Source organism: Nitrospira sp. CMX1 (assembly GCF_054902215.1).
The window spans coordinates 186,616-203,303 of sequence record NZ_JBUBKD010000011.1; the positions used below are offsets into that span (position 1 = coordinate 186,616).

The following is a 16,688-nucleotide window of genomic DNA, read 5'->3' on the forward strand; positions in this document are numbered from 1 at the left end:
TCCGGTAGGAGCACTCGTCCCGAGTGCTCCTCCTCCAAGCGTCCTACCCTCCGGCCTTTCTAAAAGATTGGTTGGTGTCATGTGTCACTCCCATCATCGCGTAACATTCACCGACGATACGCTCGCCAGCGTCAATTCGGCGCATCGCCAAACTCCCTTGGTGCATCCTCTCCCATCGTTGCGGGTCCGACACGATCGCGTCCACCCTCTCGCTCAATGTTACCCCTGTCAGATCTGCCTGCGGTAACACCACGGCACCACCCGCCGCTTCCATAGCTCGAGCATTCTTCATCTGATGATCATAAATGGCTGTAGGTAACGGGATCAGGATTGCAGGTTTTCCACAAGCTGTCAGCTCAGCGATCGTCATGGCTCCGGCACGGGCCACCACCACATCCGCCGTCCGTAACACAGCCGGCATGTCGTACAGAAACGGAACAACGGTGGCTGCAATCCCCGAAGCCCTGTAACCCTCCCTGACCCGCTCATAATCCCCCTCACCCGTTTGGTGTGTGATCGTCAGGGTGGGCACACGTGAATTGAGCAACGGCAAGCCCTCCAACACTGCGCTATTGATCGCCTTGGCTCCTTGACTTCCACCAAAGACCAGCAGGTGTCGCCCATTTCGCTTGATCGGCTTCTGGCTCCCTTGTTCCTGCTCCAGGAACTCCTGCCGGATAGGCATTCCAACAACTTGCACCTTCTGTCTCTCAAAGAACATTGACGCCGATTCAAACGCCAGAAAGATCCGTTGCGCCAGCGGACCCACCACTTTGTTGGCCAAGCCTGGGTATGCATTTGGCTCCAAAATCACTCGCGGAATCCCCCGCAATGCCGCTGCTACCAACACCGCTGGGCTCGTATACCCACCAACCCCAATCACGAGATCAGCCTGCCTCTGTTCCAGGAGCCGCCAGGACTCCCAGATTCCGACTGGAACCGACAATACAGCCCGAAGAACATCCAGCAATCCCTTCCCCATTACCGGCCTGGCAGCGATCAGGACCAGCTCGAATCCTTCATGTCCAAGCACACGAGATTCAATACCTCGCGTCGTCCCAACAAAGAGGATCTTCGTTGAAGGGTCTCGGCTTAAAAACTCTCGCACCAAGGCGATGGCCGGATAGAGATGGCCTCCCGTACCTCCTGCGGCGACAACAATCGTCATCGTGGTTTTGCCCACCCCTGCCCACTCTGATGTTTCAACTCCTCTCGTCCGGCATGGCGATCTCGAGAAATACTCAACAACATTCCCACTCCTGCTAAGCTGACGACGAGAGAGGATCCTCCATAACTGACAAACGGTAACGTGAGCCCTTTTGTCGGCACGAGCCCGGTCACGACGCAGGCGTTGACTAGCGCCTGAACCCCAATCAGTGTCGTGATACCGATTCCCAGATACCGCCCAAATGGAACTCGTGCACGAGTCGAAATCTGAAATCCACGGATCATGAACACCACAAACAACAGAATGATAACACCAGTACCGACGAATCCCAGCTCTTCGCCGATGAGCGCCAGGACAAAATCCGTGTGTGCCTCGGGAAGGAAAAACAATTTCTGCTTTCCTTCTCCCAACCCTATGCCAAAGAGGCCGCCGCTGCCGAACGCCAGAAATGATTGGGTAATCTGAAATCCTGTATCGGACGCATCGCTCCATGGCTCCAAGAATGCCATGAGCCGTTGGCGACGATACTCGGTAGACAAAACAAGTGCCAGCCCAATCGGCACCGCACAGAGCACCAGCGTTGACAGATGAGGTAGGCGCGCCCCCCCCACAAACAGAAGACTGCCCGTGACCAACGCCAACACCACAACCGTCCCCAAATCCGGCTCCATCAGAACTAATCCGCTGAGGAGGCCAACGACGAGCAACACAGGAAGAAGCCCCGCCCGAAACTCTTGGATTTGGTCTTCCTTCCTTGTCAGATATGCAGCGAGGTAAATCACTACCCCCAGCTTCAACATCTCGGCCGGCTGAATCGACACCGGCCCAACCCCCAACCACCGTCTGGCTCCATTGGCCGCTGTACCCAGAGAGGGAATCAGGACCATGACCAAGAGCGTCGCCATGCCTCCGAGCAACGGGAGGGATAACCGTTTCCACCAGACATAGTCCATACGGGACAACATATGCAGAAGGCTCAGCCCTACCACCAACCAGACACATTGTCGCTTGAGGTAGTACCAGGAATCGTGATAGCGATTCCCGGCCAGGACCGCACTCGCACTGAAGACCATGACCAGGCCGACGACTGTCAGCATCACCGTCACCCACAACAAGACCTGATCCATTCCGACCTGCGGCGGAACCCGCGAGCCTTTCGTCCCCCAAGGTAGTGCCAAGGTCCCAGCCACTTTCTGCGACATCGTTCAGTATCAATGCTCCTCTGTATTGTCGACCGTCAGGCCGGCAAAGAGTGCACCACACGCTTAAATTGTCTCCCACGGTCTTGGTAGTCAGCAAACATATCGAAACTCGCGCAGGCCGGTGACATCAGCACGACGTCACCCGCACACGCTCCTGACGCCGCCAACTCCACTGCCTCCCGCAAGCTCGCAACCCGTTCAATGGCTCGATAGTTCTGCATCGCATCAACGATCAACGGCGCGGCTTCTCCGATGACAATGAGCCGCTTCACTCGCTGATGGATCGTAGGAGCCAACCGCGAGAAATCTCCACCTTTGTCCCGTCCACCGGCGATCAGCCAAATCGGCTGATCAATACTGTTTAGGGCCTTCAGTGTTGCGTCGACGTTGGTGCCTTTCGAGTCGTTGATAAAACGCACCCCGCGGCGGTCACGGACAACCTCCAGGGCATGCTCCAGACCTGGGAATTCCCTGAGAACTCGACGCACCGCTTCCAGAGGACACCCACTCAAGATCGCATAGGTGGCCGCAGCCATGGCATTCTCAACATTATGATCTCCAATGATCTTGAGTTCATGACGACGACAGATCTCCTGCGTCTGGCCAGCAAAGGCGATCATGATACGACCATGCTCAAGGTAGGTGCCTCCTGCCAGATCCGATGGCAATGGTGGCTGCCTCGTAAATCCAAAGGTTCTGGCTTTCACACTATGTCGTAGCGCACCGACTTGTGGATCATCGAGATTAAACAGAGCCATATCCGATGATGTTTGATTCTCAAAAATCCTCTTCTTGGCGTCGATGTATTCTGCAATGGACTCATATCGATCCTGATGATCCACCGTCACATTGAGGATGGCTGCCATCCAAGGATGAAACTGTTCTATCGTCTCGAGTTGAAAGCTGGAGACCTCCACCACCGCCGCATCGTACGGACAGGACCGTCCTTCCTGCATCGCCCGTAACGACTGGATAGCCGCTTCACTGAAGGCAGTCCCGAGATTGCCGCCGATAAACACCTGCTTCCCGCTGGCCTGTAACATTTTCCCAATCAACGTGACCGTCGTGCTTTTCCCATTGGTGCCGGTCAGCGCCAGAATCGGAGCGGGTATGAATCTTGACGCAAGATCGAGCTCGCTGATCACCTTCACGCCGCGACGACGGACACGTTCCAACGCTTCCATTCGATAGGGTACTCCCGGACTAATAACTACCAGCTCGGCCGTCGTCAGGGTCGTTTCATAGCCATTTCCCAACACTACATCGATTGCCGATTCCTCAACGGAATTCAGTACCTCAAGTAGCTCCCCTCGCTCTTTCCGATCGGCCACAGTCACGAGCGCGCCGGCTGCCTGCAGGAGATGAACAGCAGCCACCCCGCTCCGTGCCAGTCCGACGACGGTCACCCGCTTCCCTTCAAGCTGTTTCGTGTCCAGTACTGTCATGTCGAACTACCTTAACTTGAGCGTGCTCAGGCTCAACAGTGCCAGCAAGATCGCGATAATCCATAGACGGACAACCACCTTGGGTTCTTCCCAGCCTTTCATCTCAAAGTGATGGTGAATTGGTGCCATGAGGAAGATTCGCTTGCCTCGAGACTTGAACGAGAGGACTTGAAAAATGACCGACACCGCCTCAATGACAAAGACCCCACCGACCATTAGGAGGAGCAACTCATGCTTACTGATCACCGCTACCGTGCCAAGTGCCGCCCCAAGCGGAAGAGACCCAACGTCTCCCATAAATACTGAAGCAGGGTAGGTATTGAACCAAAGAAAACCCAGGCTCGACCCTAAGATCGACGCAGTGAACACTGCCAACTCTCCAGCCCCTTCGATATGAGGAATCAGAAGATACTCCGACATCAACCGGTGGCCAGTCACATACGCTACGACAGTGTAGGCCAATGCCGTGATCATAATCGGCCCAATGGCCAATCCATCGAGACCGTCCGTAAGATTCACAGCATTGGAACTGCCGACGATGACGATGATGGCAAATACGATATAAAACCAGCCTAAGTCCGGCGTGAAACTTTTAAAGAACGGCACACTCAGCTTCGTGTTGTACTCTGGCAAGCAATAGAGTACCACCGCAACGATAAGCGCCACCGCAATTTGCGCGGTAAACTTTTGCGATGCCGAGAGTCCCTTCGATCGCGCTTTGATAAATTTGAGATAATCGTCGGCAAACCCAATGGCACAAAACCCGAGGGTTGCGCCAAGCACCAACCAGATGTGTGGGCGTGAGATGTCCGCCCACAGCAACGTAGATAGCGTCACCGCAAAGATGATCAAGATGCCGCCCATGGTCGGGGTCCCGCTTTTGGCAAGATGCCGTTTCGGTCCATCATCCCGCACCTGTTGACCCAACTTGATTTCTTGGAGTTTTCTGATCACCCATGGGGCTAGTACAAAGGCGATCAGGAAAGCCGTGACCGCCGCATAAATGATACGAAAACTCTGGTAGCGAAAGACGTTCAGAAAGGAGAATTGTGTGTGAAATGGGTAGAGCCAGATATACAGCATGGTGGAGACGAAACCTATGAGACCTTCCTCTGCGCACTCTTGAGTTTCCGAAGTGCATCAGCCACAAGTTCTAGTTTCATACCGCGTGATGCTTTGATCAACACTACATCACCAGGTTTGGTAATAACTTTCGCCGCCTCGGCTGCCGTGTGAGCATCCTTGGCTTCAACAATATGCGTCGGATCTTGTCCGGCCTCCCTTGCACCGTCGGCAAAGCTTCGCCCCAACGGTCCACAGGCGACCAGTCGATCAATCCCTTGCCGTGCGACAAAAGCACCCACCTCCTCATGCATCTGAACGGCGCTCGACCCGAGTTCCAACATATCTCCCAACACCGCAATCTTCTTTCCCTTAGCCTTGACCTGGGATAAAAGCTGCACTGCCGCCGTCATCGACGCCGGATTGGCATTGTAGCAGTCGATAATCAGCTTGAGACCATGACATACCAAAACCTGCGATCTCATGGCAGCCGGTCGAAATGTCGAGAGTCCCTGAGCGATTGCCGACCCCGAGAGTCCAAGGACCGTACCGACCGCTGCCGCCGCTAATGCATTGGAGACATTGTGTTCCCCTTGGACTCGAATGCGAACTGTGGTCCGGCGCACGCTTCCTGGGAGCTGCAGGTGAAAGAGGGTTCCATTGCGTTCGTCCGATGTGACATTCGTTGCACGGACATCGGCCTTCGCTGACAGCCCAAAGGAGACCACGCGACATCGGGCTCGCCCTGAAAGATAGTCATAGTAGGAATCATCGGCATTGAGGATCGCCGTTCCATTATCCGGGAGACAATCAAGCAATTCCGCTTTCGCTTGAGCAGAGACGTCCATGGATCCAAAAAACTCCAGATGATCCGATCCGATGTTCGTAATAATGCCAATCGTAGGGGCGGCTATCTCACATAACCTGGTCGTCTGTCCGATATTATCGACTCCCATCTCGATGACCGCCCCTTGATGTCGTCCCTGGAGGCGGAACAGGGTTTGGGGAACCCCTAATTGATTATTGAGATTCCCCTCGGTCTTGAGGATCTTCCAACGATGCGCCATGACACTCGCCACCATTTCCTTCGTCGTCGTCTTCCCATTACTGCCCGTAACCGCGACCACTGGAACGGTGAAGCGACGTCGAAAATACGCGGCCAGCTGTTGATAGGCATAGAGGGGATCAGGAACACCGAGAATCACCGGCCTAATTCGTTTGGAGAGAAGCTTTCCAGCACACAATGAGACGTCATATGAATCGAGCACAATCGCCCCAACGGCACCCTGCACAAGCGCCGTTTTGACAAAATCATGTCCATCGAATCGTTCGCCTCGTATTGCGACAAAGAGATCCCCTGGGTAGAGGGACCGAGTATCGAGACAGATGCGGCGGACACGTTGTTTGATCCAGTCAGCCCTGTCTCCACTTAAGACTCGACCACCGATCACCTCCCGCACCTCTTCGACGGAAAAGAGTGTCATGGCCGTACGTCCCTGCACCAACCAATGTCTACCGCCCTGCGCTAGGCGTGGAACCGCAGTCTTTCAATCGCTTTGTGGGCCACTTCGCGATCGTCGAAGTGATGTTTCGTTGTCCCGATAATCTGATAATCCTCGTGCCCCTTCCCGGCGATCAACACGATATCCGCTTCTTGAGCTTCTCGTATGGCAGTTTCAATCGCTTCCCGCCGATCAGCTATCTTGTGATATTGCACGTGAGGCCGTTGCCGCAATGCTCTCACCACACCCTGTTCCACTTGATCCAGAATCGCATGCGGATCTTCCGTTCTTGGATTGTCCGAGGTGAGGATCACCACATCGCTAGAACGCACGGCTGCTTCCCCCATCTTTGGCCGCTTCCCTCGATCACGATCGCCCCCACAGCCAAATACCGTGATGATCCGCCCCGTCTTCACTACCGCGGCCGCCATCAGCAGCCGATTCAAGGCATCCTCGGTGTGAGCGTAGTCGATGACAACCGTGAAGGGCTGGCCTGCCATCACTCGTTCGAACCGCCCCGGCACATTCGTGACCCGAGTGACGGCGTGATGAATCTGATCGGGCGTTGCCCCTTCATGGAGCGCAACCCCAATGGCCGCTAACAGATTGTAGACATTGTGTTCGCCCACAAGATGGCTCTCGATCCGAAAATTCCCTAGCGGGGTCGCAGCGGTAAAGACCGTTCCCTGAAGAGAAAGCCTCACATCTTCGGCTCGGAGATCGGCCTTGGCCTTGACCGCATAGGTCCACACTGGCACAGGACATCGTTCGACGATGCGTAGCCCATAGGGATCATCAACGTTGACGATCGCCCGTTTATTCGGCTTAGCTCCTCCAGCTAATCCGGTAAAGAGCCGCAACTTTGCCTGAAAGTAGGCCTCCATCGTCCCGTGAAAATCGAGATGATCCTGTGTCAGATTCGAAAAAACTGCCACATCATATTCACACCCACTGGTACGATCCTGGCTCAGGGCATGTGAGGAAACTTCCATAACCGCCGTTGTGCACCCGTGGTTCACCATCGTGGTGAGCAACTGCTGGAGTGCAAGCGCTCCAGGAGTGGTATGAGCCGCAGGAAGCATGGTATCCCCAACTTGATAGGCAACCGTACCGATCACCCCCACTCGCGCACCCACAGCTTCTAGGAACGCTTTACACACGTACGTCGTCGTGGTCTTCCCGTTCGTTCCGGTCACACCAACCATCCGCAACCGTGATGATGGATTTCCGTAGAAATGGCTCCCCAGAAGACCCAGCGCTTTTCGGGAGTCCTCAACACAGACAAAGGGAACCGTTCCTGTCTTCATTGGTTGTTGCCCAACCACGCCCCCGGCGCCCCCGCTCACCGCCGTTGGGATAAATTGATGCCCATCCACCCGCTCACCTTTCACCGCCACAAAGAGGCTCCCGGCTGATACCGCACGGGAGTCGTCAGTGATTCCCTTCACAGCAACATTAAGATCACCACGGCGCTCAAGAATTGGCACACGCCCCTCAAGTGCCTGAAGCATGGTGACAAAGGTCATCGACGTTTCCTAGTATAATCAGGATTACTACAGTGCCATTGCCAGCGTAACAGGTTCCTGAGATCCCACACCTAAGTAGCTCAACACCTGCTCACCAACACGGCTAAACACGGGAGCCGCCACCGTCCCACCCCACGCATCGCCCTGAGGTTCATCGATCACCACGATCATGGCCAGCCGTGGGTTTTCCGCAGGGACATACCCCGCGAACGATGTCACAAATCGAGAAGCGGAGTAACTACCCGTTCGAGGATCAATCTTCTGGGCCGTGCCCGTTTTTCCCGCCACACGAAACCCCGGAATGGCTGCCTTAGCTCCCGTCCCGTCCGTGACGACTCCTTCTAAAACTTTCGTCATCGCATGGGCAGTCTCAGGAGAAACGGCCCGTCGCCTCACCTGGGGAGACACTCTCTTCAAAAGCTGTCCTTCGGAGCTTTGAATCTCTGAAACCACGTACGGCTTCATCAATACCCCTTCGTTTGCCAAGGCCGCTATCGCGGAGACCATCTGAATCGGCGTCACGCCTATTTCCTGTCCCATTGAAATCGAGGCAACCGAACGTCGCCCCCAATCCTTCAAACTCTTGACCAATCCTGCTCCTTCTCCAGGAAGATCGATCTCCGTCTTCTGCCCAAATCCGAACGCCTGAAGATATCGATGAAGCCGCTGCTCTCCCAATGCCATGCCGATCTTCGCCGCACCAATATTGCTGGACTTCTGTATGACCTGTGCAAAGGAGACCCAGCCCAACTTTTCATGATCATGAATTACCGTGTTAGCAATGGTCATACGACCAAGTTCTCCAAAGACCATCGTATTCGGCTTCACCACCCGCTCTTCAATGGCGGCGGCCGCCATCACAGCCTTTAGCGTTGATCCCGGCTCATACGCATCCGTGAGAGCCTTGTTTCGCCATCGATCAGGACTCAAATTAGAAACGACATTTGGATCAAAGCGTGGGCTAACCGCCATGGCCAACACCGCTCCCGTCCGTGGATCCAATACGATCATCGTACCTGACTTTGCCTGAGCGCGAGTCACGGCATCCTCAAGCTCCCTTTCCGTGATGTACTGAATAACCTCATCAATCGTGAGCGCCAGGTTATGCCCAGGCGTGGGACTTCGTTCCGTCAGATCGGTTGGGAACACCGAACGCCCCAGAGCATCACGTTGGAGAACCATCATCCGCTTTTCGCCACGCAAGTACGATTCATACCGATGTTCAATACCCTCCAGCCCTTCACCATCCATTCCAGCAAAGCCCAAGACATGTGATAGAAATGGACCCTTTGGATAAAACCGACGCCCCTCCATCACAACTCCTACTCCGTCAATGGACAATCGTTCCAGGCGTCGCCCCTGTTCAGGATCTAACTTTCGAGCCAACCACACAAAACTCCGCTCCTGTCGAAGCTTACGCTCTAACTCCTCGCTCCGAACATGTAAGACGGGAGCAAGCATCCGAGCAGTTTTCGTCGGACTATCTAAGGTAGTCGGAACCCCAAAAGCAGACGGCACTTCGACATTCATTGCCAGAACCTTACCGTGCCTATCGACTATCGTACCGCGTGCTCCCTCTAGCGAGACCGTCTTCCGATGTTGTCGATCTGCTTTGACTGACAGTTCAGCGGCTTGCCAGACTTGCAGCGTCACCAGGCGGAACAGAACCACTCCAAATCCGCACAGCAAGAGGAGTAACAGGACATACTGCCGACCATTTGGTACAAAACCGGCCACTAGTACCTCCTGGCCAGAAGATCATGCTTCGCGACTCGAACGTCTACTGGCGCAGCATCCGCAACTGCCACAGGCTGAATACTACCCGGTCCGAATTGAACTAAGATGACCTGCCCTTGCTGAGGCAGATTCATTCCTAACTCTTTGGTCGCCACCCGAGCGATCCGACCGGACGCACTCAGTGTCGAAAACTGCACCCTCAATTCATCACGTTGCCGTTCCAAGGCGGTCTTATCACGCTTGAGCCGTTCGATCTGATAGCCAACCCGAACCATATCGACTCGCTCCCACACGAATACAAACACCAGACACAGCCCAAGAAGAACAGCCAAGATTTTCATGACAGCTCCTACTTCGGTTGACGCTCTGCAACACGTAATTTGGCGCTTCGTGACCGTGGGTTCACCTCACACTCTTCTCTGGATGGAACGACAGGCTTCTTCGTGCACAATGAAAGTTGTGCATGAGGCTCCTGCAAGAGAGACCGAAACGTATGTTTGACGATGCGGTCTTCAAGGGAATGAAACGAGATTGCGCAAATTCTTCCCCCCTCCGATAGAACTTCCGTCGCATCTCGAAGTGCAGATGCAATGCTCTCAAGCTCTTGGTTCACAGCAATGCGAATCGCCTGAAACGTCCGTGTCGCATAATGAATCCGTCCGTGTCGATAGGACGCCGGTACTGCACGAGCGATAATTGTAGCTAACGCTCCGGTTGTCTCAATCCGACCGCTCTGCCGTTCGCGCACAATGGCCCGTGCAATCCGCCGTGCATACCGCTCTTCTCCAAACTGATAAATGATGTCCGCAAGCATAGACTCTGAACTGGCATTCACCACATCAGTGGCAGTAGGACCGATCGACTGATCCATACGCATATCAAGAGGGCCATTCTGTAGAAAGCTGAAGCCTCTTGCAGCATTATCGAGTTGAGGAGAGGAAACCCCAAAATCAAAGAGTACCCCCCCCACTGTCGAGATACCCACGTCTGCGAGATGCCGTTTTAAATCTCTATGATTCCCCTGGCACAACACAATGTGATCTCCAAATCGACTTAACCGCTGTCGACAGAACTCAATCGCTTCAGGATCGCAATCTAACCCGACAACCTTCGTTCCGGGTTGCCCAGCCTCCAAGAGCAGTTCGGCATGCCCACCGTATCCCACCGTACAATCCAAAATGGTGATTGGCTGATGGGAAACGAGCCATTCGCAGACCTCCTTTCCAAACACTGATATGTGCTGCGAATTGGCCAACGATCTTTTTCACCCACTAACCACCACTTTCACCCACCACTCGAGGGAGTATACTCTCGCATTTCTGGTTGTCAACTGCATTTCAGCTACTTACAGCTTGTTGTACCTGTAGATAACGTACAAGGTGGCACTCGCCATGAGAGGCTAATTCTTCTGCTCTTCTAGGTCTAAGTGGCCATATCATTTGCCTTTTTCTAATTCACCCCGCCTGCCCAAATCATCCAACTTTTTGAGTTTCATTGACTTCTGCAAGCTTGAATTAGAGAATGCATTCATGAGGAAAACTACCCGAAATTATTTCCTTACAGGTCTTTCCCCCTTGATCGTCACCATATTTCTCATCGTGGCGCACACTATGGCGAAAGACTTCAACCCGGACAACCCACTCAATCAACCGGCGCCGGTTTCTTGGTGTCCGGACAAGACACCTGATCAACAGATTTCGACCGGCAAGAGCCCCGGCTGCAAACCCCTCTACGACCAGCAAGCCGTTGAATCATTCCAAGAGTCGGCGAGAAAACGAGGGTTTGACATCCCAGACCGTGACCCGATCAAAATCGTTGACTTACAAAATGCTGCTTCAAAATTTTCCGATCGTTATCGAACGTTTGTATCATGCTGTCTCACCGATGATGATGCACCCGCAAACATTGTGGACCTCATTGATGAGGCTGCCCACATCCTCAAAGCAGTCCAGCAAAAAGGTATCTACAATTCAGCCGGATTTGGGAAAGGACAGGGAGCCACCGCCGCAGACGCTGGAAATGGTACGGGAAATGGCGGCCTAGGCGGGGGACCAGGGGTTGCCCCAAAACTTGGGACGTTTGCGCGGCAATTCACTCTCAGCGAAATCGTTGGAACTGTCGCGCGTGCCCGTGAGGACCTTCTTCGTCTCTATGATCGCCTGGAGAGGTTGAACGAAGCTCAACGGAACCTCGAAGAAGTTAACTATGAAAACAGCGGGCGCGCCAGATTACGGGTTCAGGATGAGGAGGAAGCGATCAAGAGGGAGTTCCAGACTAAAAAGCCACCTTCCTCCGCACCAACAGGAATGAATATTCAGGACACAACCTTGCGTTCACGAATCGGCGGAGATATTGAAGACACCAGATTAAACGCCAACTTCGGAGCAGACATCGGTGCCTCGGTTTCTCCTTACAGTAATGTCAACGAATCCCTCCACCCTCGGAGAGGGGATACTGTCCATGACAGCCAGCTCCCCTATCGACCGGGAACAGATATCCACGATACCACCATGTCGAGCAGCACAGGCTTTGAAGTTGATCGTTCACAAAATCGTGAAGGATCTTCGACCCTTCCTCGACGGGGAGTCGGAGCCGCAATCGGCGATTCCGATTTAAACAGCCAACGCCGATAATCGGTCTCCCATTACCCACCCCCTACCCGCGGCATGGACTCCCACGTCTCACCTGCATCCTGACTCCGATAGAGGCCGCTTCCGTTGGTGCCGGCATAGAACACCTTCGGATTGACATCGCTTTGAGCAATGGCCCTGACATTGGTGGTAGAAAATCCCCTGTTCATTGCCTCCCAGGTTGCCCCACCATCATCACTTCGATGCACCCCATCACGCCCTGTGATATAGAGCACACCTCGGCGCGTTCGATCCAGCACCATCCCCACAATCATTTGATCCGCTAGTGATTCCCCGATCCGCCTCCAGGACTGGGCTCCATCCGTGGTCTTATACATCCCTGCCAAGGTGGCCGCATACACAGTATCAGGTTCATAGGGATCGACGAGTATCGACGTCACATTCAAGGCCCGTGACGTTTTTACCATGTCCAGTGGAACAAGCCCATTGTTCACCTTTTCCCAATGGCCGGCTTGATCAATGGACTTATAGACACCACCACTTGTTCCTGCGTAGAGAATCGACGGACGAGTGGGATCCATCCCGAGTGTCACCACCATCAACACTTCTTTCATCCCCTCCATTTTTTTGACCCACTGCTCACCACCATTTTTTGTTTCGAACACACCCATTGTAGTGGCAATGAAGATATGCTGCGCGTCAATGGGGTCAAAGAGAAACTGATTCACGACAGAGCTGATCGTCGCATCATCAAGCCCTGCACGCATCGAGGCCCACCGTTGCCCCCCATCGTGACTCTTATAAACCGCATCACCCTTTGTGCCCGCATAGACCGTTGCAGGATATGCGGGATCAACTGCCATGGCGATCACTCGCGAGTGACTCATCCCTTGTGAGAGGTTTGACCAAGCCTGACCACCGTCACGAGTCTTATAGATGTAATCATTGGTCGCGACATAAATGATGTCAGGGTTCTTCGGATGGAGCTGGATGAGAACGATGGGATCGCTACGATTGCAGCCTGCGAGAGAGGTCGCAAGAAAAAGGAAAGCGAGCAGAATGTTCATGAGGTTGACACAAGCGCCACACCGTTTACCTATAGTTTGTAAACTGCAAATCGATTCCAAAATCTTTGCCCTTCAAAAAGGCGATGGCCGATTGGAGTTCATCCTTACTCTTACTCAACACCCGAACCTGTTCACCTTGAATCTGCCCTTGGACTTTCAATTTCGAGTCTTTGATTGCCTTCGTGATCTCTTTCGCCTTGTCTGACGCCAAACCACTTTGAATCTTCGCTACTTGCCGGACAGTCCCACTGAGGGCGGGTTCAACTGTCCCGTAATCAAATGCTTTCAGCGACACCCCTCGCTTCACACACTTGGCCTTGACGATCTCCTGTACAGCCTTGAGCTTGTAGTCATCATCCGACACGACGACCAGCTCCTTCTCCTTTTCCTTCAGCGTGATCTCCGTCTTTGAGTCCTTGAAGTCGAATCGCTGCTTAATCTCCTTCGTCGCCTGATCCAGCGCATTCTTCAGCTCCTGCATATTCACTTCCGATACCACATCGAATGAAAACTGATCAGCCACAATCTCCTCCTTCTTTTCACTAATCTAGGAAGGGCGGCATGGTTGATCTTTCACTGCGCACATGCACCGAACACACCCATAACTTTGTCATGCGAAAGATTGGGTGTGCGCGAGACAACACGAGCAGGAAAGATTAGTCATGCTGCCTTTAACAGCACCCAGTCCCATGCGGCAGCCTAAACCTCTTCTCATCATCACAATGAATCGCCGTTTGTATCCGCCCTGCCGACCCTCCACCCGCCATCACCACAACTTCGCTCGACGTAAACGGCTTCTTCAAAACAACATAGCCATACCACTGCCGCAGGCTGTCGCTCAAGACAATCAAACCGAGCACAGCGACCAGCGCCACCAACACCGCATCGAGATAGAGAGCAAACGCCTGGCCAGCGGCCAATGTTCCAGCTTTCTTCAGGAACATCCAAAACATCTCATACGACCCAGTCAGCGTAATTGCGCCGACGAAGAGCATTGGAAGCGCCGTCACCCAGAGATAAGGCGACTTCCACATTTTGATCAACACCGTCGTCCCTATGCAAAGCGCCAGCGTTCCCAGCAACTGATTCGCCGCGCCGAACATCGGCCAAATCGTGGAAATGCTACCAGTTCCAATCAAATAGGCCCAGGCTCCCACTACCAACGCGCTGCTAAGCATCACACCGGGAAGCCAGTTCATCTGACGAAAGGGGGCGTAAACTCGCCCGGCCATTTCCTGGATGAGGTACCGCGCCACGCGCGTGCCCGTGTCGATCGTGGTCAGGATGAAGAGTGCTTCAAATACCAGTGCGAATTGATACCAATACGCCATCAGACCCGACATCCCAGGTAAAGCCGAGAAGATCGACGCCATACCGACCGCGAGGGACACAGCGCCGCCAGGACGTCCAGCCACGTCCACTTCAACCATCTGAGACAGTTCAGCAATTCGCGACGGGGCAAAACCCATGGCAGTGAGAGCATCCGCACCCAGCGTCGTATTGATCGCCAGATAGTCGCCAGGAATCAATACCGATGCTGCGATCAGCGCCATGACACCGACGAAACTTTCCAACAACATGGCCGCATAGCCTACCACCGCCTGAGACTCCTGCTCGATCATCTTCGGCGTGGTTCCGGACGAAACCAACGAGTGAAAGCCTGAGATTGCCCCGCAAGCAATCGTGATGAAGAGAAACGGAAAGAGGGTGCCGGGGATAATTGGCCCGCCACCGGAAGCAAATGACGTAACTCGCGGCATCTCGATCGTCGGCGCCATCAGAATGACGCCGAACCCGAGCAGAAAGACCACGCCGAGCTTCATGAAGGTTGAGAGATACCCACGAGGCACCAGCAACATCCAACCCGGCAACACCGAGGCGAGAAAGCCGTAGCCGGCCAGCAGCCAGACCAGCGCTGGTTTATCGAACTCAAAGAACCATGCATAAGACGACTGTGCGACCACACGACCAAACAGTACTGCAGTGATCAGTAAGACGATACCGAGGATCGACACTTCAGCCACTGCGCCAGCGCGAAACTTCTGAAGATAGAAGCCCATAATCAGGCCGATGGGGATCGTCATCGCAATCGTGAACGTCCCCCAGGCATTGTGGTAGAGCGCATTGACCACAGCAAATCCTAATCCCGCCAGCGCGACCACCACAATAAAGAGCACGGCGACTGCTGTCGCTGTCCCGGTGATAGAACCAAGTTCATCGTGGGCAATCTCAGGCAGCGAACGCCCGTTGCGTCGCATCGAAGCAACCAGGATGATGAAGTCCTGCACCGCGCCGCCGAGCACGGCGCCAATCACCAGCCAGAGAAACCCCGGCATGAATCCAAACTGTGCCGCCAGTACTGGCCCGAGCAATGGCCCAGCCCCCGCAATGGCCGCAAAGTGATGGCCAAATAGCACGACCTTGTTGGTCGGGTGAAAATTCACGCCGTCGTTGAGCCGCACCGCCGGCGTGACGTGCTGATTGTTCAGTCCAACAACCTGCCTAGCCAACCAGCGGCCATAGAATCGATAGGCCAGCACATAGATGCAGGCCGCCGCCACAACCAGCCAGAGGCCATTTACCTTTTCATTGGGATTGACGACACCGACCACGTGGGCCAGAGCCAACGCGCCGAGGATGGAGAGCAACAGCCAAAGCAACGTCAGAGCCACTTTCATGCGGCGCATCCTAACAACCTGCCAGACGCTTGTAAATCAAGAGGGACCCCCTATTTGCGTTCAAACCGATAGAGCGATTGATGATTGAGCACGACGCTGGAAGTATTGCAGGGAAGTACAGATTGAATAGATCAACAGCTCGCGAGGGATCCATCCACCCAAAAGACTCGTCCCAGAGGCACGAGTTGGAGGAATCGAGAACCAACGAGTCAAATCTGTTCGTATCCAAGTAAGCCATAAGATCCCCCCGCAATAACTGGACTGATGCCACCTAACCTGATTAGGAGAAAAGAGTGATGAGATTCTCATAGAATCTCAAGATTTCACAGGATTCGGCAAGAGCAACGGGAAACGAAAATAGCTCACCCTCAACCACACTTTCCTATTCTAACCCACTGATGTCGGAAAAAGTTTAGGGGAGGGCGAGTTGCCATCCATAAACATTCCTTGAGTGACTTGCCGGTGCAATCCATCTCGCAGGCGCGCGGTTTTTTGAGGAGCGCGTCGTAACGATCCGGCAGGACGCGAACCATGAGGCGGTCCTTCTCGATGCCACAGCACATCTGACCATTGAACATGAAGCCGAGGCGCCCGAACATGCGTTCGCTTCGACGTCTTTGCATCGCTTAGCATACCCTCTGGATTCGGCCAGCCAATCGTTCGTTTTGAGCATTGTGCCCTCCACTCAACGCTCGCACCAATACCCGATT

The 16,688-nt window shown here is 54.0% G+C and carries 14 protein-coding genes; 1 reads left to right on the top strand and 13 read right to left on the bottom strand.

Translation table 11 applies throughout. The features are described from left to right. Positions 1-43: 43 nt before the first annotated feature. The 9 genes from murG to rsmH are packed head-to-tail and all read right to left on the bottom strand — an operon-like array spanning position 44 to position 10,897. Positions 44-1,168 (bottom strand): undecaprenyldiphospho-muramoylpentapeptide beta-N-acetylglucosaminyltransferase, encoded by a 1,125-nt coding sequence (gene murG, locus ACYX34_RS02870; protein ID WP_462075048.1) that lies wholly within the window; start codon positions 1,166-1,168, stop codon positions 44-46. After that, positions 1,165-2,370 (bottom strand): putative lipid II flippase FtsW, encoded by a 1,206-nt coding sequence (gene ftsW / locus ACYX34_RS02875; RefSeq protein ID WP_462075049.1) that lies wholly within the window; start codon positions 2,368-2,370, stop codon positions 1,165-1,167. Before ftsW ends, murG begins: the two co-directional genes overlap by 4 nt. A gap of 35 nt (positions 2,371-2,405) precedes the next feature. Further along, on the bottom strand, positions 2,406-3,815 hold the full coding sequence (gene murD, locus ACYX34_RS02880) for a UDP-N-acetylmuramoyl-L-alanine--D-glutamate ligase (RefSeq protein WP_462075050.1): 1,410 nt from the start codon (positions 3,813-3,815) through the stop codon (positions 2,406-2,408). A gap of 6 nt (positions 3,816-3,821) precedes the next feature. Beyond that, the gene (mraY, locus tag ACYX34_RS02885; RefSeq protein WP_462075051.1) at positions 3,822-4,898 is read right to left on the bottom strand and encodes a phospho-N-acetylmuramoyl-pentapeptide-transferase; all 1,077 of its coding nucleotides are present in this window, start codon (positions 4,896-4,898) and stop codon (positions 3,822-3,824) included. A gap of 14 nt (positions 4,899-4,912) precedes the next feature. Beyond that, positions 4,913-6,361 (bottom strand): UDP-N-acetylmuramoyl-tripeptide--D-alanyl-D-alanine ligase, encoded by a 1,449-nt coding sequence (locus ACYX34_RS02890; RefSeq protein WP_462075052.1) that lies wholly within the window; start codon positions 6,359-6,361, stop codon positions 4,913-4,915. Between the two features lie 41 nt (positions 6,362-6,402). Beyond that, a complete protein-coding gene (locus ACYX34_RS02895) occupies positions 6,403-7,905 on the bottom strand; it encodes a UDP-N-acetylmuramoyl-L-alanyl-D-glutamate--2,6-diaminopimelate ligase (protein ID WP_462075053.1) in 1,503 nt (500 codons plus the stop codon). 27 nt (positions 7,906-7,932) lie between these two features. Continuing rightward, complete coding sequence (locus ACYX34_RS02900; RefSeq protein ID WP_462075054.1) at positions 7,933-9,642, bottom strand: peptidoglycan D,D-transpeptidase FtsI family protein; 1,710 nt, start codon at positions 9,640-9,642, stop codon at positions 7,933-7,935. Further along, complete coding sequence (gene ftsL, locus ACYX34_RS02905) at positions 9,642-9,983, bottom strand: cell division protein FtsL (protein ID WP_462075055.1); 342 nt, start codon at positions 9,981-9,983, stop codon at positions 9,642-9,644. Before ftsL ends, ACYX34_RS02900 begins: the two co-directional genes overlap by 1 nt. Positions 9,984-9,991: 8 nt before the next feature. Then, entirely contained in the window at positions 9,992-10,897 is a 906-nt protein-coding gene (gene rsmH / locus ACYX34_RS02910; protein WP_462075056.1) for a 16S rRNA (cytosine(1402)-N(4))-methyltransferase RsmH, read from the bottom strand. Between the two features lie 274 nt (positions 10,898-11,171). On the opposite strand from rsmH, the gene ACYX34_RS02915 reads away from it, so the two are divergent. Further along, positions 11,172-12,275, top strand: a complete 1,104-nt coding sequence (locus tag ACYX34_RS02915; protein WP_462075057.1) for a hypothetical protein — start codon at positions 11,172-11,174, stop codon at positions 12,273-12,275. An 11-nt stretch (positions 12,276-12,286) separates the two neighbouring features. Here ACYX34_RS02915 and ACYX34_RS02920 read toward each other — a convergent pair whose 3' ends face one another. From ACYX34_RS02920 to ACYX34_RS02935, 4 genes are all read right to left on the bottom strand, one after another. Continuing rightward, on the bottom strand, positions 12,287-13,300 hold the full coding sequence (locus ACYX34_RS02920) for a WD40/YVTN/BNR-like repeat-containing protein (protein WP_462075058.1): 1,014 nt from the start codon (positions 13,298-13,300) through the stop codon (positions 12,287-12,289). Between the two features lie 25 nt (positions 13,301-13,325). Further along, on the bottom strand, positions 13,326-13,823 hold the full coding sequence (locus ACYX34_RS02925; RefSeq protein WP_462075059.1) for a YajQ family cyclic di-GMP-binding protein: 498 nt from the start codon (positions 13,821-13,823) through the stop codon (positions 13,326-13,328). A gap of 148 nt (positions 13,824-13,971) precedes the next feature. Next, on the bottom strand, positions 13,972-15,978 hold the full coding sequence (locus ACYX34_RS02930; protein WP_462075060.1) for a carbon starvation CstA family protein: 2,007 nt from the start codon (positions 15,976-15,978) through the stop codon (positions 13,972-13,974). Positions 15,979-16,346: 368 nt separating this feature from the next. Continuing rightward, positions 16,347-16,601: a TfoX/Sxy family protein gene (locus tag ACYX34_RS02935; protein ID WP_462075061.1), complete on the bottom strand. Its 255-nt coding sequence runs from the start codon at positions 16,599-16,601 to the stop codon at positions 16,347-16,349. Positions 16,602-16,688: the final 87 nt, after the last annotated feature.